Source organism: Paraburkholderia aromaticivorans (genome assembly GCF_012689525.1).
GTDB lineage: Bacteria > Pseudomonadota > Gammaproteobacteria > Burkholderiales > Burkholderiaceae > Paraburkholderia > Paraburkholderia aromaticivorans_A.
The window spans coordinates 1,467,486-1,490,142 of record NZ_CP051516.1; the positions used below are offsets into that span (position 1 = coordinate 1,467,486).

General features: G+C 63.6%; 16 protein-coding genes and 1 riboswitch. Of the genes, 15 read left to right on the top strand and 1 reads right to left on the bottom strand.

Annotation, left to right across the window (positions count from 1 at the left end):
* The first annotated feature begins 8 nt into the window (after positions 1-8).
* Both HF916_RS34500 and HF916_RS34505 read left to right on the top strand, forming a co-directional pair.
* Entirely contained in the window at positions 9-752 is a 744-nt protein-coding gene (locus HF916_RS34500; RefSeq protein ID WP_168793290.1) for an ABC transporter permease, read from the top strand.
* A complete protein-coding gene (locus tag HF916_RS34505) occupies positions 752-1,603 on the top strand; it encodes an ABC transporter ATP-binding protein (RefSeq protein ID WP_168793291.1) in 852 nt (283 codons plus the stop codon). Before HF916_RS34500 ends, HF916_RS34505 begins: the two co-directional genes overlap by 1 nt.
* A 93-nt stretch (positions 1,604-1,696) precedes the next feature.
* Here HF916_RS34505 and HF916_RS34510 read toward each other — a convergent pair whose 3' ends face one another.
* Positions 1,697-2,578, bottom strand: a complete 882-nt coding sequence (locus tag HF916_RS34510; RefSeq protein WP_168793292.1) for a spherulation-specific family 4 protein — start codon at positions 2,576-2,578, stop codon at positions 1,697-1,699.
* A 54-nt stretch (positions 2,579-2,632) separates the two neighbouring features.
* A riboswitch (cyclic di-GMP riboswitch) is annotated at positions 2,633-2,712 on the bottom strand.
* 644 nt (positions 2,713-3,356) lie between these two features.
* On the opposite strand from HF916_RS34510, the gene HF916_RS34515 reads away from it, so the two are divergent.
* The 13 genes from HF916_RS34515 to HF916_RS34575 all read left to right on the top strand — a co-directional run bounded on the left by HF916_RS34515 (position 3,357) and on the right by HF916_RS34575 (position 22,558).
* Positions 3,357-6,152 carry a sugar ABC transporter gene (locus tag HF916_RS34515; protein ID WP_240975799.1) on the top strand — a complete coding sequence of 932 codons (2,796 nt, stop codon included), beginning with the start codon at positions 3,357-3,359 and terminating at the stop codon, positions 6,150-6,152.
* Positions 6,142-10,185 (top strand): tetratricopeptide repeat protein, encoded by a 4,044-nt coding sequence (locus tag HF916_RS34520; RefSeq protein ID WP_168793293.1) that lies wholly within the window; start codon positions 6,142-6,144, stop codon positions 10,183-10,185. Before HF916_RS34515 ends, HF916_RS34520 begins: the two co-directional genes overlap by 11 nt.
* A gap of 37 nt (positions 10,186-10,222) precedes the next feature.
* On the top strand, positions 10,223-10,774 hold the full coding sequence (locus tag HF916_RS34525; protein ID WP_168793294.1) for a penicillin-binding protein activator LpoB: 552 nt from the start codon (positions 10,223-10,225) through the stop codon (positions 10,772-10,774).
* Positions 10,775-10,863: 89 nt separating this feature from the next.
* The gene (locus tag HF916_RS34530) at positions 10,864-12,276 is read left to right on the top strand and encodes a PelD GGDEF domain-containing protein (RefSeq protein WP_206002033.1); all 1,413 of its coding nucleotides are present in this window, start codon (positions 10,864-10,866) and stop codon (positions 12,274-12,276) included.
* Positions 12,269-13,279: a hypothetical protein gene (locus HF916_RS34535; protein WP_168793296.1), complete on the top strand. Its 1,011-nt coding sequence runs from the start codon at positions 12,269-12,271 to the stop codon at positions 13,277-13,279. Before HF916_RS34530 ends, HF916_RS34535 begins: the two co-directional genes overlap by 8 nt.
* Positions 13,276-14,928 carry a GT4 family glycosyltransferase PelF gene (gene pelF, locus HF916_RS34540; RefSeq protein WP_168793297.1) on the top strand — a complete coding sequence of 551 codons (1,653 nt, stop codon included), beginning with the start codon at positions 13,276-13,278 and terminating at the stop codon, positions 14,926-14,928. Before HF916_RS34535 ends, pelF begins: the two co-directional genes overlap by 4 nt.
* Positions 14,928-16,301, top strand: coding sequence for an exopolysaccharide Pel transporter PelG (gene pelG / locus HF916_RS34545; RefSeq protein WP_168793298.1), 1,374 nt, complete (start codon positions 14,928-14,930; stop codon positions 16,299-16,301). The genes pelF and pelG overlap by 1 nt, the downstream gene beginning before the upstream one ends.
* Positions 16,302-16,438: 137 nt before the next feature.
* On the top strand, positions 16,439-17,638 hold the full coding sequence (locus tag HF916_RS34550) for an endo alpha-1,4 polygalactosaminidase (protein WP_168793299.1): 1,200 nt from the start codon (positions 16,439-16,441) through the stop codon (positions 17,636-17,638).
* Positions 17,639-17,676: 38 nt separating this feature from the next.
* Positions 17,677-18,612: an endo alpha-1,4 polygalactosaminidase gene (locus HF916_RS34555; protein WP_168793300.1), complete on the top strand. Its 936-nt coding sequence runs from the start codon at positions 17,677-17,679 to the stop codon at positions 18,610-18,612.
* A gap of 35 nt (positions 18,613-18,647) precedes the next feature.
* A complete protein-coding gene (galE, locus tag HF916_RS34560; RefSeq protein WP_168793301.1) occupies positions 18,648-19,670 on the top strand; it encodes a UDP-glucose 4-epimerase GalE in 1,023 nt (340 codons plus the stop codon).
* A gap of 63 nt (positions 19,671-19,733) precedes the next feature.
* The gene (gene glmS / locus HF916_RS34565) at positions 19,734-21,551 is read left to right on the top strand and encodes a glutamine--fructose-6-phosphate transaminase (isomerizing) (RefSeq protein WP_168793302.1); all 1,818 of its coding nucleotides are present in this window, start codon (positions 19,734-19,736) and stop codon (positions 21,549-21,551) included.
* A gap of 438 nt (positions 21,552-21,989) precedes the next feature.
* A complete protein-coding gene (locus tag HF916_RS34570) occupies positions 21,990-22,340 on the top strand; it encodes a hypothetical protein (RefSeq protein ID WP_168793303.1) in 351 nt (116 codons plus the stop codon).
* Complete coding sequence (locus tag HF916_RS34575; protein ID WP_168793304.1) at positions 22,340-22,558, top strand: hypothetical protein; 219 nt, start codon at positions 22,340-22,342, stop codon at positions 22,556-22,558. The genes HF916_RS34570 and HF916_RS34575 overlap by 1 nt, the downstream gene beginning before the upstream one ends.
* The last annotated feature ends 99 nt before the right edge of the window (positions 22,559-22,657 follow it).

Consider the following 22,657-nt stretch of genomic DNA (forward strand, 5'->3'; position numbering starts at 1 on the left):
GAACCCTTATGAAGCGATTGATCGAAACCGTCTCGTTCTGGGTCGTGATCGGCCTGATCTGGGAATTCGGCGTGCGCTGGACGGGCACGCGCGACTACGTGCTGCCGGCGCTCTCGCAGGTGTTCGCCGCCGGTTGGGAGATGCGCGGCCAGTTGCTCTCGGATACGCTCGCGACCGCCTGGGAAGTGTTCGCCGGTTTCGCGGTGGCGCTAGTCGGTGGCCTGGCGATCGGCCTGCTCGCGAGCATGTCGAGCATCGCGCGACGCACCTTGTTCCCGCTCGTCACCGCGTTGCAGAGCATGCCGAAGATCGCGCTCGCGCCCTTGCTGATCGTATGGTTCGGCTATGGATTCGCCTCGAAGCTGGCCGCGGCCGTGCTGTTCGCGTTCTTCCCGATCGTGATCGCGACGATGGGTGGTCTGTCCGGCGTGCCGCGCAATCTGGACGAGCATTTCCGCGCGCTCGGCGCGTCGCCGGCCAGGACCTTCTGGCATTTGCGCTTACCTGCTGCGTTGCCCGCGCTGATCGACGGCTTGAAGATCGCCATGCCGCTCGCGGTGATCGGCGCGATCGTCGGCGAGTTCATCGGTTCGGAGTCCGGGCTCGGGCATCTGATCGTCTTCGCGACCTCGAACGCGCAGACGGCGCTTTCGTTCGCGGCGATCCTGATGGTCACCGCGCTGGCCATGCTATTTTACTGGGCCGTCGAACTGGTTTCGCGCGGCGTGTGGTGGAGAGGAGTGACGGTCTGATGGCACTGGTCGACAAGTTGCGTATCGTGCAGCGCGCCGCGGCAACCGGCGCGGCGATTCATCCACTGCGCCGGGACGAGACGGCGCCCGCGCTGATCTCGGTCGAGCAGGTGGGCAAGCGTTTCGCCGCACGCGGCGGCGCAGAAGCGTTCAGCGCGCTGGACAGCGTCTCGATGCAGATTCGCGAGAGCGAGTTTGTTTCGATCCTGGGGCCGAGCGGTTGCGGCAAGAGCACCTTGCTGCGCATGGTCGCGGGCCTCGTGCCCTGTGACGACGGCCGCATCCTCCTCGGCGCCGAACCGATCGGCGCGCCGGTACCGGACATCGGTGTGGTGTTTCAGACCAGCAATCTGCTGCCATGGCTGAGCGTCGGCGCCAATATCCGACTCGGCGCGAAATTGCGGAATCTGCCGCGCGCGCAAGTGGATGAGCGGCTTCCCGCCTTGCTCGAAACGTTGGGTCTGACGGCGTTCGCCGATCGCTATCCGCATGAGTTGTCGGGCGGCATGCGGCAGCGCGCCGCGATCGGGCAGATTCTGCTGCTCGAACCACGCGTGATGCTGATGGACGAGCCCTTCGGCGCGCTGGATGCGCTCACGCGCGACCGCCTGAATGTCGAGTTGCTGAGAATCTGGCAGCAGAGCACGCTTACCGTGTTGCTGGTGACGCATAGCATCCACGAGGCCGTATTCCTGTCGGACCGCGTGCTGGTGATGTCCGAACGCCCCGGCCGCGTGATTCACGACGTCAAAATCGATCTGCCGCGGCCGAGACAACCCGATCAGGTGAAAAGCGATCCGCTATACGGCGAGTACGTTTCGCAGTTGTCGAAACTGATGGGCGTGTTCTAGTCTCAATCACGACGCGGCGGCTGCATCGTCCACGAGATACTGCGGCCGGCGTGGCCGGCCGCAGCAAACATTGTGGCGACATGAGTCACGTCGTCAATGCGCGGCGGCGTCCGTGACTTCATCGTTCCAGTAGGGCGGCAGCGTCTTATACGGATTGCCCCCGGAGAGCGACGTGACATACACGCCGCCCGCGCCATGCGTCTTCGCGTATTGCACGACACCCGGCAACTGCGCGGCGGTCGCGCCGTACACCATGTGCACGAAGCGGCTCTTCGGATAGGCGGCTTGCCAGCTCATCGGCTGGTATTTCGCATAACTCTTCGCGGTACTTTCGAACACGACGAACTGGTCGGCCGTCGGCAAGCTCGCGTAAAGCTCGGGAATGTTGGTGCCCGGATTGGCCGTCACCGAGTAGGTGGCGTTCAGTCCTTTGATGTAGTTGTAGATCGACTGATAGAACTGGATGTGCGACATCTGGCTGTCGGACGTCATCTCGTCGATGAAGAAGCCGTCCACCTTATACATTGCCACGTAAGCATTGATGTCGGTCACGACCGCGGAAAGCGAGCGCTTGCCGTACGAGGTGGAGATATAGCCCAGTACCTTGCCGCCCGCGGCGCGAAGCTTGGCGGCCGCCGCCGCATAGTTCGGATCTTCCGTGACGCCGGGTCCGCTGTTCGGATTCAGGATGGCGGTGGTCGGCACCTTGCGCGCCGAGGTCACGAGACTGTTCCAGTTCGCGACGCTGCCGGTGGCGTTGAAGTAGGAAGGGACGACGAGACTGGTGGTTGTCGTGGTTGCCGTGGTTGCCGTGGTCGCCGCGAAGGCTGTGCCGTTCAGGCATCCTACAACTAGCAGGCCGGCGATCAGTCCGGCCCGTTTCAGACTTCTACCTGTGCGGCCCAAAAGACGGATTCCTTCCGCCGATTCCGAAGCCACAACCGCAACCGCACCCATTCCCCGATTTTCTTGCATGTAGCCTCCTGACGCGGTGTGGTCACCGCTGTCGATTGGCCCGCCGTGGATACGGCGGGCAACTGGCAAACTCCCGCGAGGGAGTCCCTGTAGTTTTGCGTCGCCGGATCGCTCCGGGTTTGCCCAAACTGCACTAACGGCATCCCTTGAGTTTTCTTTAGGGGGCCGATTTATTTTTCTTATCGTTTGAATCGAATGCCCTCAAGAGTATCCCAAAATAATTTGCTGTTTTTACGTTTCGGTATTTATTGCAGCAAGCAGCGATGACCCGGGCGGACGAACCGGTCGAACGCGCGTGTTAGGCCGTGCTTAAAAAGATTTGCAGGAACTGAAAAATGCACGACGGTGCATTTTTCCCGATGAGTTTATTGATCAGAACATTAAGGGTCGGCGAGATTAATCTGACATGCTGCGGCGATTTTCCAACACATAGCCAAATTGCTTGACGAATCAATTTTAAGTATCCGCCGCGTTGATATCGGCTGCCTCTGGGCGCGCAATCGTTTGCCTTTGAATTCAAACGGATGCATTTGTCAGTGTTTAACTATCGGGATTCTCGCGATGACATAGGCGAGCTTGAGACGCCACATGTCATGTGATATCTTCCACCGCCTTACCAGTAACCAAACAAAAAGTCGGTATCGCATCCGCCGCACTGTCACTTTTGCGCGATGTAAATAATGCCGATGGGCCGGCTCGAAAATCCGCAAGCGGAAACTTTCTCCCCACAAGGAGGACGCCGCTCGCGTTCAGACTGAACGGGGAAAAGATTTTGGCGATGAAGAAGCGGACCCGGGCATGCGCCGGCGGGGACTCTTGCGGGGTTGTCGAACGTGCGGGCGAACGATTTCTTGCGCGAAGCTTGATTGCGGTAATCCTTGGCGCGGCCGGTATTGCACCGCTCGTGACACATGCAGTGACGCAGGCTGAAACTGCACCGTTGCAGTCCGCCGCTGCGGCGGACCACTCCGCCGCGTCTCAACCCAACCTCGCTTTCTTCTATGCAGCCGATCCGCCTGTCGGCGAATTGCAAGCATTCGATGCCGTCGTGGTCGACCCCGCCACCGGTTTCGAACCGGCGGCCCACCCGCTGGCACATACCACGTGGATCGCGCGCACTAATGGCGCCGAGTCCGCCGGTTCGGCCGACGCGTTCCTCTCCAGCCAGATCGAGCCGCTGTGGCGGCGCGGCTATCGTGGCTTCCTGCTCGACACGCCCGCGGCCGTGGCCGCAGCCGGCCGCATTCATGAAGCTCATCCGGACGCGCGCCTCGTGGCGGGCGGCGCCGACGTCATGCGTAACGCGCTGCCGGTGGCGAAGTCGCTCTACGCGGTAGTTGGCGATTCGCTGGTGCGCGGTGTCGACGACAGCGGCCAGCTTCTCGAAGTCCCCGAATCGTTGCGTGCACAGCGCATGGCGGATGCGCGCGCGTTCACGCAGCAAAGCGGCGTGCCGGTGGTGTCCGTGGAATATTGCGCGCGCAATGACCGGCAATGCGCCCGCGACACCGCCGCGCGCGTCGTATCGGCCGGCATGCTGCCTTACGTGACGAGCAAGGCGCGCGATGTGGTCGGCATCGGCAAGATCGAGGTTCTGCCGCGCAAGATTCTCATCGTGCAGGACCGCGATACCAAAGATCCGCTCGACCTGAGCGCCGGTGTGCGCGATCTGGCCACGCCGCTCAACTATATGGGCTACGACGTCGAGTACGCCGACTTCTCGTCGCGTCTGCCGGACGCCATTACGCCGGACCGTTACGCGGGTGTCGTCGCGTGGATCCAGCGCGGCGCGGTGCCGGATCCCGAAGCGTGGCAACGCTGGGTCGCGGCTCGCATGGCGGATCACGTTCCCGTTGCGTTTCTCGGCGCGTTCGGCTTCGACGCCGCCGGCTCGGCCGGCGCGGCGCTCGACCTGCAAGCCGTGGGCGGCACGCTGGCCGCGCCGGTCACGGTAGTCAAGAGCGATCCGATGGTCGGCTTCGAAATCAGCCCGAAGCCCGAGCCGCGCGATCTGCAAGGCGTGCGCGTGGGCTCGCGCAGTCAGTCGTTGCTGCGTGTCTCGGCCAACGGCGTACTGCTCGATCAGGTCGCGCTCACACCGTGGGGCGGCTACGCGCTCAGCCCGTACACCGTGGCGTCGCTCGACAGCATCGAGCAGGAACGCTGGGCGATTCAGCCGATGGCGTTCATGAAAGCGGCACTGCAGTTGCAGGACATGCCGTCGCCGAGCGTCACGACCGAAAACGGCCGGCGGCTGTTCATGTCGCACGTGGACGGCGACGGTTTCGCCTCGCGCGCCGAATTCCCCGGCCCCGACTATTCCGGCGAAGCGCTGTATCAGCAGATCTTCACCCGCTATCAGGTGCCGATGACGCTCTCCGTGATCGAAGGCGAAGTGGGTCCCAAGGGACTGCATCCGGATATCTCGCCGCGTCTCGAAGAGATCGCACGCAAGATGTTCGCGCTGCCGCATGTGGAGATCGGCACGCATACCTATTCGCATCCGTTCCAGTGGGAGCAGGTGGACAGCAAGACCGGCGCGCAGGTGGACCGCGGAGGCGGCGACGCGGCGTTCTCGCTGAACATTCCGGGTTATCACTTCAATATCGACCGTGAGATCACCGGTTCGATCGACTACATCAACACGCGTCTTGCGCCGCCCGGAAAGAAGACCGTGCTGCTGCAATGGTCTGGCGACTGCCGGCCGCCGGGTTTCGTCGTGCGCAAGGTGTACGAAGCCGGTGTCTACAACTTCAACGGCGGCGACACGGTCATCACGAAATCGGCCAATAGCTGGACCAATATCGCGCCGATCGGCGTGGACAAGGGGCCCGGCGCTTATCAGGTGTACGCGCCGAATCAGGACGAGAACGTCTACACGAACGACTGGCAAGGTCCGTTCTACGGCTTCCAGCGCGTGCTCGAAACTTTCTCGATGACCGACCGGCCGCTGCGTTTCAAGCCGATCGACGTCTACTACCACATGTATAGCGGTACCAAGGTGGCCTCGCTGCGCGCGCTCGACCAGATCTTTTCGACGGTGCTCAAGCAGCCGGTGATGCCGGTTTACGTGAGCGAGTACATCCGCAAGGTGCTCGACTGGCACACGTTCGCCGTGGCGAAAGAGGTGGGCCCGCAGGCGAACGACTGGATCGTGCGCGGCAACGGCGAGGTGCGCGAGTTGCACTGGCCGCAGGCGGCCAAGCCGTCGCTCGCCGATGCTTCCGGCGTGACCGGTTTCGCAAACGGTCCGGACGGCACCTATATCCATATCGACGGCGGCAGCGCGCGCTTTGCGATCGGCAACGCCACGGCCACGGAAGCGACGCCGTATATCGGCGAAGCCAACGGGTTCGTGCGCAACTTCCGGCGCACGGCGCAGGGCATGCGTTTCGAGTTCGCCGGTCACTACCAGCCATTCGTCAAGCTGGCCAACGCGCAGCAATGCAAGGTCAGCGTCAACAAGCAGGCCGTCGCCGCGCGTCGCGACGGCGAGTTCCTGCGTTTCGATACGCTGGCTGAGGTCGGACAGAAATTGAACTACCAGTCAGTCGAGGTCGCTTGTGGCCGATAATCGCCCTCGCATCGCGCCCACGTGGCTCGTCCTGCTGCTCGCGGGCGTCGTGTTGATCACGCTGTATCTCGTGCATCCGCGCGGCGGTCTGCGTAGCCGGATGACGTCGACTGACGCGCCGAGCGATCTCAGCATCGCCTATCTGGAAGCATGGCTGCGCGTGCAGCCCGACAACACGGAAATCCTCTCGGTGCTCGGTACGCAGTACGTGCGTCTGGGCCGCAACGAGGACGCGCGCCGTATCGCCGCCCGCATGGAGGCGATGCCGAGCGAGCAGATGCGCCGCGCGGCACAGTTGCTGCGTCTGACGGTCGACACGCGCGAGACGTTCGCGCTGCCCGCCAACGATCCGGGCCGCGAAGCCGCGCTTGCCCGTTTGCGCACGCAGCTTACGAATGCGGCTGCGCTGACGTGGTCGAATGCCGATCTGCAGATGCTGGCTGAAGCAGCCGCTTCGGTGAATGCGCAACAGCTCGCCGGCCAGCTCTATGCGCGCCTCGCTGAACAGGATCCGGCGCAGCAAACGCGCTGGAACCGCGAAGTAGTGCGCTTCGCCATGTATGGCGGCGACTATCGCGGCGCGGCGAACGGCTGGTTCCGCTTGCAAGCCAGTGCGGCGACGTTCGATGCGAAACGTCAGTGCTTCATCGAAGGCATCAAGGCGTTGCAATCGGGCAACCTGCTCGACGAAGCGCTCGCTGCCGCCAACGAACACGGCGCCGCGTTTGCCCACGATCATGAGACGCTCGTCGTGCTGCTGAATCTGGCGCGCGCGGCGCATCGTCCGGATCTCGTCGACCGCTACGCGAAGGCGCTGGCGGGCTATGCGCAGGCTCGGCCGGACCAGGACGGCGCGCTGCGACTCGTCGACTTCATCCGCGAACGCGCGCGTGAAGACGGTTCGCAAGGGCAGTACGCTTATATGGATGGCCCGCAAGCCGGGTCCAGCCTCGCCACGCGCGCTCTTACGCACGGCTCGCGTGATGTGCATGTCGTGCGCGTCGCGGCGTCCACCGCTGCGCCGGTGTCCGCAAGTGCCGCGGCTGCTGCGTCTGTGTCGGCTGCTGCGCCAGCGTCTGCGAAGCCCGCGGCCGCTGCGTCTACCGCAACGGCATCAGGCGCCGCAGCAGCGCCGGCCGCTGCGTCGAACTCCGCCGCATCGAACGACGTCCCGGGCCTCCTGTATCAGTCGTTCCTCGAATCGAGCGATCTGCCGAACGCACAGCGTGTGGCCACCGAGCAGGTCAGCAAGAACCCCGGTTCGCCAGTCTGGACCAAGCGCCTCGCCCAGGTCGCCGAATGGAACCATGCGTCGCCGCTCGCCTTGCAGATGTGGCTCACCTACGCACAGGCCACGCACGATCCGGAAGGCTGGAAAAACGTCATGCGCCTCGCGCCGATGCTCAACGACGACAACGCCTATCTGGCCGCGTTGATCCAGGCATCGAACGCGGCGCCCGGCGATCTCAAGCTGGTCGATTCGGTGGTCGCGGCCTACGAACGTCTCGGCCGTCCGGACGACGCGCTGGCTTTCCTGCGCACCCGTCAACGCAATTCGCCGGCGGAAGCGATCGACTCGCGTTTGGGTCAGCTCGCCGAGCGCTCCGGTCACGACGACGAAGCGCTGGCCTACTACCGCAAGCTGAATCAGCTCTATCCGTCGAACACGCAATACGCGCTGCGCACGGCGAGCCTCTTGTATCGTCACGGCGACTACAAGGGCGCGCTCGACACGTTGCTCGCCGCGCGCCGCGGTGCCAAGGACGACGACGTGCTGTTCTGGCGCAACGCCGCGCAACTCGCGCGTCTGCTGCAGCGTGACGACATCGCGAACGACGCCTACAAGCATCTGCTGGCAAGCGGCCAGGCGGCGCCTGAAGACCTGAGCGCGATGACGTACTTCTACGACGCCTATCCGGTCGACGCGGCCCGCACGTCCGAGCTGCAGTTCCGCCGCGATCACTCGCAGCGCGCGCTGCAGAGCGCGATTCACTATTACACCGATGCGGAGCAATACGACCGCGTCGACGCATTGCTGAAGAGCCTGACGCCCGAGCAACTGACGGCCGCCGAAGCCGACCCGGCGTTCCTGCGCGTGCGGGCCGAATACTATCGCCAGATCGATCGTCCGCTCGACGCGCTGCACGATTTGCAGCACGCAGTGTCGCTGCCTGGCGCGACGCTCGACTTGCGCGCCGCGCTGCTCTGGACGCTGGTGGACTACGGCAGCGAAGCGCAATTGCGCGAGGCGGTCGCCGAATGGCGCGATGCGCCCGCGCAGGCGCCGGCTTTGTGGGGGCCGCTGGCCGCCGCGCTGATGCGTTTGAACCGGCCGGAAGCCGCGCTCAATTATCTGCGCCTGCAGTCCGCTTCGATGTCGCGCGATCCGCTGTGGCAACTCACCTACGCCGAAGCGCAGGAAATGGCGGGACGCAGCGATCTCGCATGGTCGATCCGCCGCAACGTCTGGCGTCAGATGCAGCAGGAAGAGGCCGAGGTTCGCGCCAACAGCGCGCAAGGCCAGATCGTGCTGCGCACACGCGCCTCGCAGGGCAGCGAAGTGCGTGAGCAGATGCTCGGCCGCCGCGTCACGCTCGCGTCGATCTTCGAAAACGCGGACGTGTCGAAGGCTTTCCTGATCGATCTGCTCGCCAGCGACGCAGGCCGCAACGACAACGCCGAAGCGCGTCGCACGCTGCTCGGCGACGCGGCAGGCCTGCCGCCCTCGCAACCCACGAAGGCACACGCCGCGGCGAAGTCGCCGGACCAGGCGCAATTGACTTCGTCGGTGGCGCGCGACGTGGCGCTTGCCTGGGCGATGTCGCACGAAGCGAATCCGTTGGCGAAGCGCTGGCTGGCTCGCCAGTACGCCGACGTGCTGGTGCAGCCTTCGGAGCAGTTGATCGCGATCGCGCTCGCCGAAAACGACAAGCCCGCGATGGAGCGTCTGCTCGATCAGCAAGGCGCGCGCTTGCCGCTCTACAACCGTATCGATGCATCGATCGCCGTGGATCGTCCGGGCGCGGCAGAAAACCTCGCGTTTCAGGGCCTGGAAGGCGCGCCCTACGATTCGGAACTGCATGGCCGGCTGGAGCAGACCGCGTTGACGTGGCCGCAGTCGCTCGACGCGACCGTGACCAGCTACGTCGAACATCCGCTCGACTATATCGAGCAGACGTTGGCGGGCAGCATCAAGGTCGCCGATCTCTACATGGTCGGCGTGAACGGTATCCAACGCTTCCAGCACTCGACGGATCAGTCGCAACTCACCAACGTACCTTCGGTGGATCGTTCGGTGGAGTTTTACGCGCGCCGTCAAACGTACGACACCGCCTTCATGGTGACCGCCGGCCGCCGCGAAGCACTGGACAGTTTCTATAGCGTGTCGGTGGGCGCGGAGTGGGGCAGGAATTCGCCGTTGTCGATCGCGCTGAAAGCGGGCCGCAATCAGGTGGCGCGGGAATCGCAGGCATTGCAGGTCGGCGGCATGAAGGACAACGTGGTCGGCACGATCACATACCGCGCGACCCAGCATCTGTATGCGACGGGCACCGTCGAAGCCGATCGTTTCTATAGCCAGGCGCGCAATTACCTCGGCAGCGGCGTGCTCTCGACAGGTGAGATCGGCTATCGGATCCGCACGAACTATCCGGACTACACGGTGCGCCTGATCGGCGCGCATGGCGACTACGGTGCGAGCGGCTCTGCGGACGGCCTGATTTCGCGGCTAATCCCAGCGGACGCCGGCCCGGTCACCGCATCGACCTTCATCCCGCAGACCTACTCGCAATACGGGCTGTTCTTCGGTTTCGGCAACGATCTGATCGACCAGTACACGCGCGCATGGCGGCCGTTCCTCGATGTCGGCCTGCTGCACGACTCGTTCCAGGGCTGGGGTCCGTCGATCAGTCTGGGCCTCGCGGGCACGGTGTTCGGCGGCGATCACGCGGCACTCTTTTTCTCGCATCAGCGCGTCTCGCGTCTCGGCACACCGGTGACCCAGATCGGCGCGCGCTATAGCTGGTTTTATTGAACCTGATTTCGCATAGTTATCCCAAGGAGAATTCTTCATGTACGGCATTAAACGATTGGCTCGTACGAGCGCCTGGTGTGTCGCGGCAGCCGCGCTTGCCGTGATGGTGAGCGCGTGCGGCACAGTGCGCCAGACGTCGGGCCCGGCGCTCGCGCGCGGCGACAAGGTGGCGGTGGTGTCGATCGCCAACTACACTGAAACGCCGGATGCCGGTCATAGCGCCGAGTCGATCGCGGCCAACACGCTGCGCGCGGGCGGGATCGCCGATGTGCGCATCGCGCCGGCCGATTCGAACCGCAACTCCCTGTTCGACACGACGCAGCGCGCCGACAGCGACAAGGCGCTGGAATGGGCGCGTTCGCAGAACGCCCGCTATGTGCTGTCGGGCGCGGTCGAAGAATGGCGCTACAAGACGGGTGTGGACGGTGAGCCGGTGGTCGGCGTGACGTTTGAACTGATCGACGTGTCGAACGGCGCCGTGGTGTGGAGTGCGACGGGTACGCGTACGGGCTGGAGCCGCTCGGGTCTGTCGAGTGTGGCGACCTCGCTGATCGCCAAAGTTCTGTCGCCGTTGCAAGCGCGTCAGTAAGGACGTCAGTAAGCATATCCCCAAGGTTGCGGCTTGCGCCCGAAGTGCGGGCCGCAAGCCGCAACCCGACATGTGAAAAGGAAATGGCCGTGAATACCGCAGCCGTGGAAAACAACCCGGGCGCCTCGAAGCCGCGCCATGCGCATCCGTTCGGCAATCTCGGACGCGTGCGCCGCTTGCTGGCGCCCGCGGTGGCGCGGCCGTTCGCGATCGTGGAGACCGTCCTGCTCGTGCTGGTCGTACTGGCCGTGGCCCGCTGGCTTCATCCTGAAGACCCGTTGCTGCTGCACAATGGTTTTCCGTGGCTGTGGCTGGCTTCGTTGCTGGTGGCCTTGCGCTACGGCAGCCTGCTCGGCTTGCTGAGCGGAGCTTTGATGGTCGGCGCATGGGCGCTCTTTTATCCGCACGGCGGCCCGTTCCCCACGCTGTATTTCGCGGGCGGTTTGATCCAGACGATTCTCGCCGGGCACTTCGGCGATACGTGGGGCAGCCGCGCTGAGCGCGCGTCCTCGCTGAACGATTACCTGAACGACCGTCTCGTCGCGTTGACCAACAGTCACTATCTGCTGCGACTTTCGCACGAGCGGCTCGAAAAGGATTTGCTGTCCCGCCCGACCACGTTGCGCGATTCGATTACCGAGTTGCGCCGTCTGTCGGTCGCCACCGATACGGCGCTCGCCGTGCCCGCAGCGGGCAAGGAAAACGCTCCGCTCGGCGGCGCAAGCGGTCTGCTCGAATTTGTCGCGCAAGCCTGCCAGATCGAAGTCGCGGCGTTGTATCCAGTGCATCACGGCAAGCTCGGCACGCAGGCCATCGCGCAGATCGGCGACCCGTTCGAACTCGCCATGCACGACGAACTCGTCACGCATGCGCTCAACACGCTGAGCGTCGCGCATCTGAAGAACGAAGATACGGTCGTGCCGGTCAGCCAGTATCTGGTGTGCGCGCCGCTCGTGTCCGCGGACGGTGAACTGCGTGCGCTGCTCGTCGTCAAGCGCATGCCGTTCCTGTCGCTCAATTTCGACAACCTGCAACTGCTGCTGGTGTTGCTCGGCTATTACGCCGACGGCGTCGAGCATTCCGCCTTCGTGCAGCGCATTCTCGACCGCGTGCCGAACTGCCCGTACGAATTCGCGCTCGACCTGAGCCGTCTCACGCGTCTTCAGCAGAAGGCGGGCGTGGCGTCGTCGCTCGTCGCGCTCGCGTTTCCGCGCGATGAAGAGGGCGACTCGCTGTTCGAGCATGTCATGCGCCGCCGTCGTTCACTCGACGTGATGTGGCCGGTGCAGACGGCCAGGCAGTCGGTGCTGGTGAATCTGATGCCGGCTACCGATACGACCGGTATCGACGGCTATCTGGCACGGATCGAAGCCAGCCTGACGGCCCAGTTCAACACCGACCTGGAACGCGCGCGCGTCGGCGTTCACACGCTCCACCTCGAGGGCGACGAGCCGGGCGCGGCGCTGATGCGTCTTCTCAAACGAAGCGGCCTCGATGTCTAAGGCCCTTTCTCTCATCGTCAGCGCGCTCGCGGCCGTGGTGGCCGTGATCGTGCAATATCTGGCGATCGCGAGCCTGCTGCAACCGGCCGGCGCGATCGATCCGTTGCTGCGCTTTTTCGCGTTGCAGGCGTTGGCGGGACTCGCCGAGGCGGTCGCGTTCCGCTCGTGGCTGCCGCTGAATTATCGCGAGCCCCGGGCGGTTTCGTTGCTGTTCCTGTGGCTCGCCTGCACCTTCGTGCCGCTGTTCGGCGGCATCGTGGTGCTGATCAGCTGCATCTGGGCGGCACTCTTTCCGGGCAGCAAGGACAGCGATCAACTCGCCGATGTGCCACGCCCGGAATTCGTCACCTACCTGGTGTCACGTGTGTCGCACGGCGGCGGCGCGCGGCTGCAGGCGCGCCTCGCCAACACTCAGGTGTCGGCTACCGACCGGCTGTCCGCGCTCGTGGCGATCCAGAGCATGCCTACCCGCACCACGGGCACATTGTTGCGCGAGTTGCTTGCCGACCCGCTCGAAGACATTCGCCTGATCGCTTACGGCACGCTGGATCACGCCGAAAACGAAATCATGCAGAAGATCTTCCGCACCAGCAAAGCGCTGGAAGCGACTGACAACGACGTCGAACGCCGCGCGCTCAACCGCTTGCTCGCCGAGTTGTACTTCGAACTCGTGTACCAGAACCTGGTGCAGGGCGCGGTTTACCGCCATACGCTGCAACAGGCCGACCGCTACGCCCAGGCGGCGCTCGAAACCGATCCGGGCGATGCCGCGCTGTGGCTGATTCGCGGCCGTCTCGCACTGGCGAACGGCTTGCCCAATGCCGCGCATGAATACATCGGCCAGGCGCTCGCACTCGGTTTTCCGCGCGAACGGCTGGTGCCGTGGCTGGCGGAAGCCGACTTCCTGCGCGGCGACTACGCCAGCGTCAAACAGCTTCTCGCATCGCTGGGCAATGCTGCCGCGTTGCCCACACTCAAACCGGTTGTGAAGTACTGGTCATGATGAAAGAACTCCCGATCCGCCGTGCCGCCGATGCCGATGTCTGCCTGCTGCTCGAAGGTACGTTCCCGTTCGTGCGTGGCGGCGTGTCGAGCTGGGTCAATGAAATGATCCGCTCCTACCCGGAGACCCGGTTCGCGATTGTGTTCATCGGCAGCCGGGAACAGGACTATAACGGTGTCGCCTATGCGTTACCGGACAACGTCGTGCATATCGAAACGCACTTCCTGTACGAGCAGGCCGTGGCGGATTTTCAGCCACGTGCCGTCGCTGGCGATGCCGCGGCGTTCGCGCGCTCACAGGAGTTGCACGACGCCTTGCGTGATCCGCGCCATGGCCTGGACGCCGGTGGCCTGATGGCCGGCATGATCCCGATGCTCGGGACGAAGGGCGCGCTGAACGAGGAACAGTTCCTGTCGAGTCGCGCGGCCTGGGACACGATTGTCGATCAGTATCAGAAGTACTGCACCGATCCCTCGTTTACCGACTACTTCTGGACCGTGCGCATCATGCACAAGCCGCTGTGGCAACTCGCGCGCGTCGCCGAGAAGCTGTTGCCGGCGAAGGTCTATCACACGGTATCGACGGGTTACGGCGGCTTTCTCGGCGCACTGATGCATTACCGTACGGGCCGTCCGCTGCTGATCTCCGAGCACGGCATCTATACGAAAGAGCGCAAGATCGACCTGCTGCAGAGCCAGTGGATTCGCGACAACCGCGGCGTGTTCGAACGCGATATCTCGCGCGTCAGTTATTTCCGCGAGTTGTGGGTGCGTTTCTTCGAAGCGATTGGCAAGCTCGCGTACGACGCCGCGGACGATATCGTCGCGTTGTACGAGGCGAACCGTCAGCGCCAGATCACGGACGGCGCGCGTGCCGAGCGCACGCAATGCATTCCGAACGGGATCGATGTCGACGCGCTGGCGCCGCTGGTGGCTGAGCGCAAGCCGCGCTCGCACCACGTGGTCGCGCTGATCGGGCGCGTGGTGCCGATCAAGGATATCAAGACCTTCATTCGCGCGATCTTCATTGCGTCGCGCACCATGCCGGACCTCGAAGGCTGGATCATCGGGCCGGAAGAGGAAGATCCCGCTTACGCGCTCGAATGCCGCGCGCTGGTGGAGAGTCTCGGCTTGAGCCGCAATGTGAAATTCCTCGGCTTCCAACGCATCGACGACATGATGCCGCAGATCGACGTGATCGCGCTGACCTCGATCAGCGAGGCGCTGCCGCTGGTGGTGCTGGAAGGCTTCGCGGCCGGCGTGCCCGCCATCACGACGGACGTGGGCTCGTGCCGTCAGCTGATCGAAGGCGTGGATGCGGAAGATCGCGCGCTCGGCTCCGCGGGTGCGGTAGTCCAGCTCGCGGACCCGGCCGCCTTCGCCCAGGCTGTGCTGGCGCTGCTCGCCGACGAAACCCGCTGGCAGGCCGCGCAGCAAGCCGGACTCGCGCGCGTGCGCCGCTATTACACCAAGAAGCAGATGATCGACCGCTATCGCACGCTGTATGAGCGCCTCGCCGCGCTGCCGGACCGCGAGCGCAACGCTACGGCCGCCGATGCGGCGCGCTGCCCGATGCACCACGGCACCCAATCCAAGGCGGAGCCGCGCGTGCAATCGGCGCAGCCCGTTCAATCGCAGGAGACACGCTAATGGCGGGTATTGGCTTCGAATTACGCAAGATCATGCGCCGCGACACGCTGACCGGCGTGGCGCGCGCCTATGCCTACGCGGGCCTGATCAGTTCCGGTCCGCTGATCCTGTCGATCTTCGGCATCCTGATCATCGGGCTGATCAGTCTCACTTCGGTGATTCCGACCTTCGCGATCGTGCAGTTTCAGGTGTCGGTCACGTATCTGATCGCGCTCAGTCTGATTCTGACCGGGCCGTTGCAATTGTCGTTCACGCGCTTCATCTCCGACCGGCTGTTCGAAAAGCGCGACGACCTCGTGCTGTCGAACTATAACGGCGTGGTGCTGGTGTCGTCGATTCTGGCCAGTGTGGTCGCGGTGATCGCGATGCTGGTGGGTTTCCGCGAGGAGCCCCTGATCTACCGCTTGCTGATGATTACGGGCTTCGTGGTGGTCAGCAACATCTGGATCGCGGTGATCTTTTTGTCGAGCGTGAAGCAGTACCGGCAGATCCTGGTGGTGTTCGCGGTCGGCTATGCGTGCGTGGTGTGCCTCGCGCTCGCGTTGAACGGCTATGGACTGGTCGGTCTGCTCGGCGGCTTCGTGGCGGGGCACATCGTGCTGCTCGCCGGTCTGTCGGGTCTGATTTACCGTAACTACCGCAGCGAGCGTTTCGTTTCGTTCGAAGTGTTCGAGCGGCGCTTCGCCTATCCGAGCCTCGCGCTGGTCGGCCTGCTGTTCAATATCGGCGTGTGGCTCGACAAGTTTATGTTCTGGTATACGCCGGGCACGGGCACGCGCGTGATCGGGCCGCTGCACGCGTCGGTGATTTACGACATTCCGATTTTTATCGCTTACGTGTGCGTGATGCCCGGCATGGCGACGTTCCTCGTGCGCATCGAGGCGGATTTCGTCGAGTACTACGATGCCTTCTACGACGCGGTGCGCAGCGGCGCGACGCTGCGGCATATCAACGAAATGCGCGACATGATGGTGGGCAGCGTGCGTGCCGGCCTGTACGAAATCATCAAGGTGCAGTCGGTCGTGCTGCTGCTGATCATCGCCTTCGGCGAGCGCGTGCTGGGCTCGCTCGGCATTTCGCCGCTGTATATGCCGCTGCTCGTCGTCGACGTGGTGTCGGCGAGTCTGCAGGTGTTGCTGCTGGGTCTGCTCAACGTGTTCTTCTATCTCGACGGAAGGCGTATGGTGCTGCGGCTCACCGGCGCATTCGTCGTGCTGAATGGACTCTTCACCGGCATTACGCTCAGGCTAGGGCCGGATTTCTACGGCTATGGATTTGCACTGGCGTTGCTGGTCGTGGTGGTGGCATCCGTGAAGGTGCTCGACCGCAAATTCATGTCTTTGGAATACGAGACGTATATGTTGCGGGGTTGAATCCAGGGCGTCGCTGTTTCGGCCCGAGATCGTGTTCATGCTGCCGTTCTAGAAGCGGTGAGGGCAGGGCGCGCTTGACGAGGCGAACCGGCGCGTCGGCACCCTCAGCCTCACACCGTTCGACTTCGGATTCCTCCATGCATCAGTATGACCTTGGCCCGCTTCGGCGGGCCGCCCGCGCGCGCCTTGCCGCCGATGTTCATTACGGCAGCGTCTCCCAACGCTGGATCGGTGCAGCCGTGATCGTCGCGGCCTGCAGTCTGCTGGCCGCCTGCGGAGGCGGAGGCAGTGGGGCGGGCAGCACGAACGGATCGACCGCGGCTGCGGCGACCTCGGCGAGCGGTAGCGTCAGTAACTCGGGTAACTCGGGTAACTCGGGTAACTCGACCGGCTCGACCGGCTCGACCAACTCGGCCGGTTCGAGCAATTCATCGACAAATACGAATTCCGGCTCGACTACCACGCCGACGATCTCGACGGCGCGCGCCTTGCCGGCGGCGCCAGTTTGGGCGGCCTATTACGGTCAGGGCAGCGCGATCAACATCGCCCAGGCGGCGGCCACGTTCAAGCTGATTGTGATCGACGCGGATCCGGGCAACGGCACGCCCGCCTTCTCGGCCGCGCAAATCGCCGCGCTGAAGGTGAACGGCGCGAAAGTGCTCAGCTACCTGAATTTCGGCGCCTGCGAGAAATCGCGGACTTACTGGAACACGGTGCCGTCCGGCTTCGTGTCGTGCGGCGCGAATACCTCGGCGCAAATCAGCAGATATTCAGGCTTCCAGGAATACTGGATGAATCCCGCCAACGCCGACTATCAGAACCTGATCGTCAACTACGTCGCGCCGCGTCTCGCGGCAACCGGTGTCGACGGATTCATGCTGGATAACTTCGAAATCGTCGGCCACGGCGCCAATGCATCAAGTGCCCCGTGCAATGCAACCTGCGCGCAAGGCGGCCTCGATCTCGTCAAACAGCTGCGCGACCGCTTCCCGGATCTGGCGATGGTGCCGAATGCCGCGCCGGTGTCGGCCATCGGCGGGACGTCGGGCGGTGTATCGTTTCCGTGGCTGATCGACGGCGTGATCGCGGAACAGGTCTTCTTGCCGTCGACGAGCACGTCGGTCGTGCAGCAGTTGAAGTCGTGGCAAAGCACTGAGCAGAATCTCGGCCGCAGCGCTTTTTTTGTGGGGTCGCTCGACTATACGTCGTCATGCACGTCGAGTTCGACTGCGCAAACCGCGTGGACGGCTGCGCAACAGGCGGGTTTTAGTCCGTCGATCTCGACTGTATCGCTCGATAGTATCTGCTGGTGGTCGTTCCTGCCTGTGGGCACTTAGAAACGACAGCCTCAAGCGGGCGGCGTTGCCCGAACAACATGAAAGAGGAACCGGATTTGTCCGAGCACGATCACGATCACGACCGACGTTTCACCTTGCGCGCGCTGCTGCGTCGTGTCAGCCGGTTCGCGCGCATGGCCGCGCTCGGCGCGCTGGCTTCGGTGGCGCACGCGCAGGGCGCGGCGGACGCGCCGGCGGGACCGTCGGTGGCGCTCTACTACGGCGCGAATCCACCCGTCGAGGACCTGGCCGCATTCGATGTCGTGGTGGTCGACCCCGACGCGCACTTCGATCCGCGCGCTCACGCGAAGACGCATCCGGCGTGGTTCGCTTATGTGAGCGTCGGCGAGGTGAACCCGCATCGCGCGTATTACAGCGCCATGCCGCGCGAGTGGCTGCCGGGCGTCAACGAGGCATGGGCCTCGCATGTGATCGATCAGACGGCTGCTGGATGGCCGGCGTTTTTCGTCGACAAGGTGATCGCGCCGTTATGGAAAAAAGGCTATCGCGGCTTCTTCCTCGATACGCTCGATTCCTACCACCTGATCGCCAAAACCGACGCCACGCGAGCCGCGCAGGAAGCGGGGCTGGTGCGGGTCATCCGCGCGATCAAGAAGCGTTATCCGAACGCCAAGCTGATCTTCAATCGCGGTTTCGAGGTCTTGCCGCAGGTCCATGATCTCGCCTACATGGTGGCGTTCGAATCGCTGTATCGCGGTTGGGATGCCGGCAAGCAGCGTTACACGGAAGTGCCGCAAGCCGATCGCGACTGGCTGCTGATGCAGACGGCGACGATCCGCGATCAATACAAGCTGCCGGTGCTGTCCATCGACTATTGCCCGCCCGCCGACGACACATGCGCAGCCGCCACCGCGGCGCGGATTACTGAAGCCGGGTTCGTGCCCTACGTCACTGACGGTGGCCTCGCGACCGTCGGCGTGGGCGTGGCCGGGACCGGCAATGCACGGCCGTGACAACCGAATTGAATGAATACCAAAGGGAATTTCGCATGGACTTGAAAGGCACGATTCTGGTCACCGGCGGCGCGGGATTTATCGGCTCGCATACCTGTGTCGAATTGCTGAACGGTGGTTACGACGTGGTCGTGGTCGATAACCTCGTCAACAGCAACCGCGAGTCGCTCAAACGCGTCGAGCAGATCACGGGTAAGCGCGTCGCGTTCTACGAAACAGATTCGCGCGATGAAGCCGCGCTGCAACTCATTTTCGACGCGCATCCGGTGACCGGCGCGATTCACTTCGCGGCGCTCAAAGCGGTGGGCGAATCGGTCTCGAAGCCAATCGAGTACTACGACAACAACCTCGGCAGTCTGTTGACGCTGCTGTCGGTGATGCGCGCGCGCAATGTGAAGCAGTTCGTGTTCAGTTCGTCGGCCACGGTGTACGGCGTGCCGAAGACTTCGCCGATCGACGAATCGTTTCCGCTGTCCGCCACGAATCCGTACGGCCAGACCAAGCTGATCGCCGAACAGATCTTGCGCGATCTGGAAGTGTCGGATCCGTCGTGGCGCATCGCCACGCTGCGGTATTTCAATCCGGTCGGCGCGCACGAGAGCGGTCTGATCGGCGAAGACCCGGGCGGCGTGCCGAACAACCTCATGCCGTATGTCGCGCAAGTCGCGGTCGGCAAACTGGAGAAGCTGCGTGTGTTCGGCGGCGACTACGACACGCCGGACGGCACGGGTGTGCGTGATTACATCCACGTGGTGGATCTGGCGCGCGGACACCTGGCCGCGCTCGACGCGCTGGTCGCGCGCGATGCGAGCTTCGTCGTGAATCTCGGCACGGGGCAGGGCTATAGCGTGCGGGACGTGGTGCGCTCGTTCGAGAAGGCGTCGGGCAAGCCAGTGCCTTATGAAATCGTGGCGCGCCGTCCGGGCGACGTCGCGTCCTGCTTCGCCGATCCGGCCGCGGCGGAACAACTGCTCGGCTGGCGCGCGCAGTACGGCATCGAACGCATGTGCGCCGACCATTGGCGCTGGCAATCGACCAATCCCGCCGGTTACGCCTGAGGCTCAACTCGATTCGGGGCGGCTCGCCCCATCCGATACAACATCACGTGGGAAAGCAAATTTATGTGTGGCATTGTCGGCGCGGTAGCGCAACGTAACATCGTCCCGGTTCTGATCGAAGGACTGCGTCGTCTGGAGTATCGCGGCTACGACTCGTGCGGCGTCGCCGTGCTGGCCGCCGCCGGCCCGCGCCGCGCGCGCAGCACGGCGCGCGTCGCCGATCTCGACACGCAGACGCGCGAGACGCATCTCGAAGGCGGCACGGGCGTCGCGCACACGCGGTGGGCGACGCATGGCGCGCCGGTCACGGACAACGCGCATCCGATTTTTTCGAAGGACGAGTTGGCGCTGGTGCATAACGGCATCATCGAAAACTACGAGCCGTTGCGCGAGATGCTGCGCGCGAAGGGCTACGTGTTCGTTTCGCAAACCGACACCGAGGTGGTCGCTCACCTGGTGCATAGCCTGTATCGCGGCGATCTGTTCGAGGCGGTTCGGAAGGCCGTGAAGCAACTGGACGGCGCGTATGCGATTGCGGTCGAGCATAAGGCTCATCCGCATCTCGTGGTGGGCGCGCGGCAAGGCTCGCCGCTGGTGGTCGGTATCGGCGAAGGCGAGAATTTCCTCGCGTCCGATGCGCTGGCTTTGGCCGGCGAGACCGAACGCTTCATCTTCCTGGAAGAGGGCGACGTGTGCGAGTTGACGCTGGAGCGCGTGCGGGTTGTGAGCCGCGACGGCGCCGACGTGCAGCGCGAAGTGCGCACGGTGGCCGCGTATGGCGGTGGCGTGGAACTCGGCCCGTACCGGCATTTCATGCAGAAGGAAATCTTCGAGCAGCCGCGCGCGATCGCCGATACGGTGCCGCAGGGCGAATCGCTCGATGCGTCGCTGTTCGGTGAAGAGGCCGCCGCTGTGTTCGCGGATATCGACAGTCTGTTGATTCTCGCTTGCGGCACCAGCTATTACTCGGGACTGACGGCCAAGTACTGGCTCGAATCGATCGCGAAGATTCCCACTCAGGTCGAAATCGCCAGCGAATACCGCTACCGCGATTCGGTGCCGAATCCGAAGGCGCTGGTGGTCGTAATATCTCAATCCGGCGAAACGGCCGACACGCTCGCTGCGTTGAAGCATGCGCAGTCGCTCGGACATCAGCACACGTTGTCGGTCTGCAATGTGGCGACGAGCGCGATGGTCCGGCTGACCTCACTGTCGTTTCACACGCACGCGGGCCGCGAGATCGGCGTGGCGTCGACCAAGGCGTTCACCACGCAACTGGTCGGCCTGTTCGTGCTTGCCGCGACGCTGGGCAAAATCCGTGGCACGGTGAGCGCGGAACAGGAAGCCGACTACGTACGCCAGTTACGCCATCTGCCGGCCGCGTTGAATGCGGTGCTCGCGCTGGAGCCGCAGATCATCGCGTGGTCGGAGAAGTTTTCGGGCAAGGAAAGCGCGCTGTTTCTCGGACGTGGGTCGCACTATCCGATCGCACTCGAAGGCGCGCTCAAGCTCAAGGAGATTTCCTATATTCACGCGGAGGCGTATCCGGCCGGTGAATTGAAGCATGGTCCGCTGGCGCTCGTCACCGATGCGATGCCGGTCGTGACGATCGCGCCGAACGATGCGCTGCTCGAGAAGCTGAAGTCAAATCTTCAGGAAGTGAAGGCGCGAGGCGGCGAGCTTTATGTGTTTGCGGATACGGACACGCGGATTGGGAGTGAGCCCGGGATTCATGTGATCAGAATGCCGGAGCACTATGGGCCGTTGTCGCCGATTTTGCATGTGGTGCCGTTGCAATTGCTCGCTTATCACACGGCGTGCGCGCGTGGGACGGATGTGGATAAGCCGAGGAATCTGGCGAAGTCGGTTACGGTGGAGTGAAGGGTTAGCGGCGGTGTGGCCGGCGGCGGCTTCGCCGGCCTTGATGCTGATTGGTTGCAGAAACAGGTTTTTGACCAGGTCCGGATGCGCGTGTAGCGGACTGCGTCGAAGTCCTGACCGCGCAGCGAATATCCGCAACCAACCCGAAAACGCTTTCGGACCATGTGTTAGTTTTGTAGTTTGACGGCTGCTCCCGAAAACCCGTGTCAGGCTCCCTGCCCGCCAAAGCTCATTCAGAGTTTTGGCAATCGCTCGCGAACCGCGCGGCGACTATGTTCTCATCCTCGTTACGCAGTGGCGTCATGCCCGGGGCGCAAACTGCTCCGCGACGATCATTGGATTGCGCAAAGACCTGTATGGATGTACAGTATCCTGCATGGAATCTCGTCGCGCTGCTGTAGTTGCGGCGGCGCGAGCGATGGAGCATAGGGAGAGAACATGTTTCGATTTTTGGGCTTGGGCACCATGCTGTTCGCGGCGGCTTCGACGGCAATGGCTGGCCAGCACTATGTCGAGGTCTGGAACCCGCCGGAAGCGCAAGCTGGCAAGCCGCATTGCGCGGTCGTTGCCTGTCGGCCTGCCGGTAGTCGGCACATCGTTCCCCATGCCGTGAAAGCTCGCGCGCGGCCTGCACCGGCGCCGGTTGCGAGGCTCGTCGCGAAAACGGATCGGCGGGAAAACGTGCCTGTCCACGCACGGGACATGTCCGAGATTCCGCGGCAGATCACGCCCGAGGGCAACGTGTTGCGGGTGGATTCTCGCGGCATCACGGCCGAGGTGACACGCTGATGGAGTCCCAGACCTATCACGGCTACACCGTCTGGGGTCACGCCATCTTGCAGCAGGAGGACATCTTGCAGCCTGAGCGGTACGGCGCTAGCGGGACCATCACGCTCGCCGGCAAGCTGATCGAAGCGTCGGGCGTTCTCGCCTACTTCGATACTGAGGACGAAGCGCAACGCGCGGGTCTCGAGTGGGCGCGTGCCTGGATCGACAGCCACGGGTGAGCAGCGCGAAACAGTTGCGTAGACGTCTGACTCATCGCGCTCGATCACTGACCGTAGCAAAGAGTTCGCGTATAGCCTGACTGGCACATCTAGCCATCG

Bases quoted from the DNA above. Each gene is read 5' to 3' on its own strand.
- HF916_RS34525 (WP_168793294.1), top strand. From the start codon at position 10,223: ATGTACGGCATTAAACGATTGGCTCGTACGAGCGCCTGGTGTGTCGCG.
- glmS (WP_168793302.1), top strand. From the start codon at position 19,734: ATGTGTGGCATTGTCGGCGCGGTAGCGCAACGTAACATCGTCCCGGTT.
- HF916_RS34505 (WP_168793291.1), top strand. From the start codon at position 752: ATGGCACTGGTCGACAAGTTGCGTATCGTGCAGCGCGCCGCGGCAACC.
- HF916_RS34535 (WP_168793296.1), top strand. From the start codon at position 12,269: ATGTCTAAGGCCCTTTCTCTCATCGTCAGCGCGCTCGCGGCCGTGGTG.
- HF916_RS34555 (WP_168793300.1), top strand. From the start codon at position 17,677: ATGAAAGAGGAACCGGATTTGTCCGAGCACGATCACGATCACGACCGA.
- HF916_RS34500 (WP_168793290.1), top strand. From the start codon at position 9: ATGAAGCGATTGATCGAAACCGTCTCGTTCTGGGTCGTGATCGGCCTG.
- HF916_RS34570 (WP_168793303.1), top strand. From the start codon at position 21,990: ATGTTTCGATTTTTGGGCTTGGGCACCATGCTGTTCGCGGCGGCTTCG.
- HF916_RS34515 (WP_240975799.1), top strand. From the start codon at position 3,357: ATGAAGAAGCGGACCCGGGCATGCGCCGGCGGGGACTCTTGCGGGGTT.
- pelG (WP_168793298.1), top strand. From the start codon at position 14,928: ATGGCGGGTATTGGCTTCGAATTACGCAAGATCATGCGCCGCGACACG.
- pelF (WP_168793297.1), top strand. From the start codon at position 13,276: ATGATGAAAGAACTCCCGATCCGCCGTGCCGCCGATGCCGATGTCTGC.
- galE (WP_168793301.1), top strand. From the start codon at position 18,648: ATGGACTTGAAAGGCACGATTCTGGTCACCGGCGGCGCGGGATTTATC.
- HF916_RS34510 (WP_168793292.1), bottom strand. From the start codon at position 2,578: ATGCAAGAAAATCGGGGAATGGGTGCGGTTGCGGTTGTGGCTTCGGAA.
- HF916_RS34550 (WP_168793299.1), top strand. From the start codon at position 16,439: ATGCATCAGTATGACCTTGGCCCGCTTCGGCGGGCCGCCCGCGCGCGC.
- HF916_RS34575 (WP_168793304.1), top strand. From the start codon at position 22,340: ATGGAGTCCCAGACCTATCACGGCTACACCGTCTGGGGTCACGCCATC.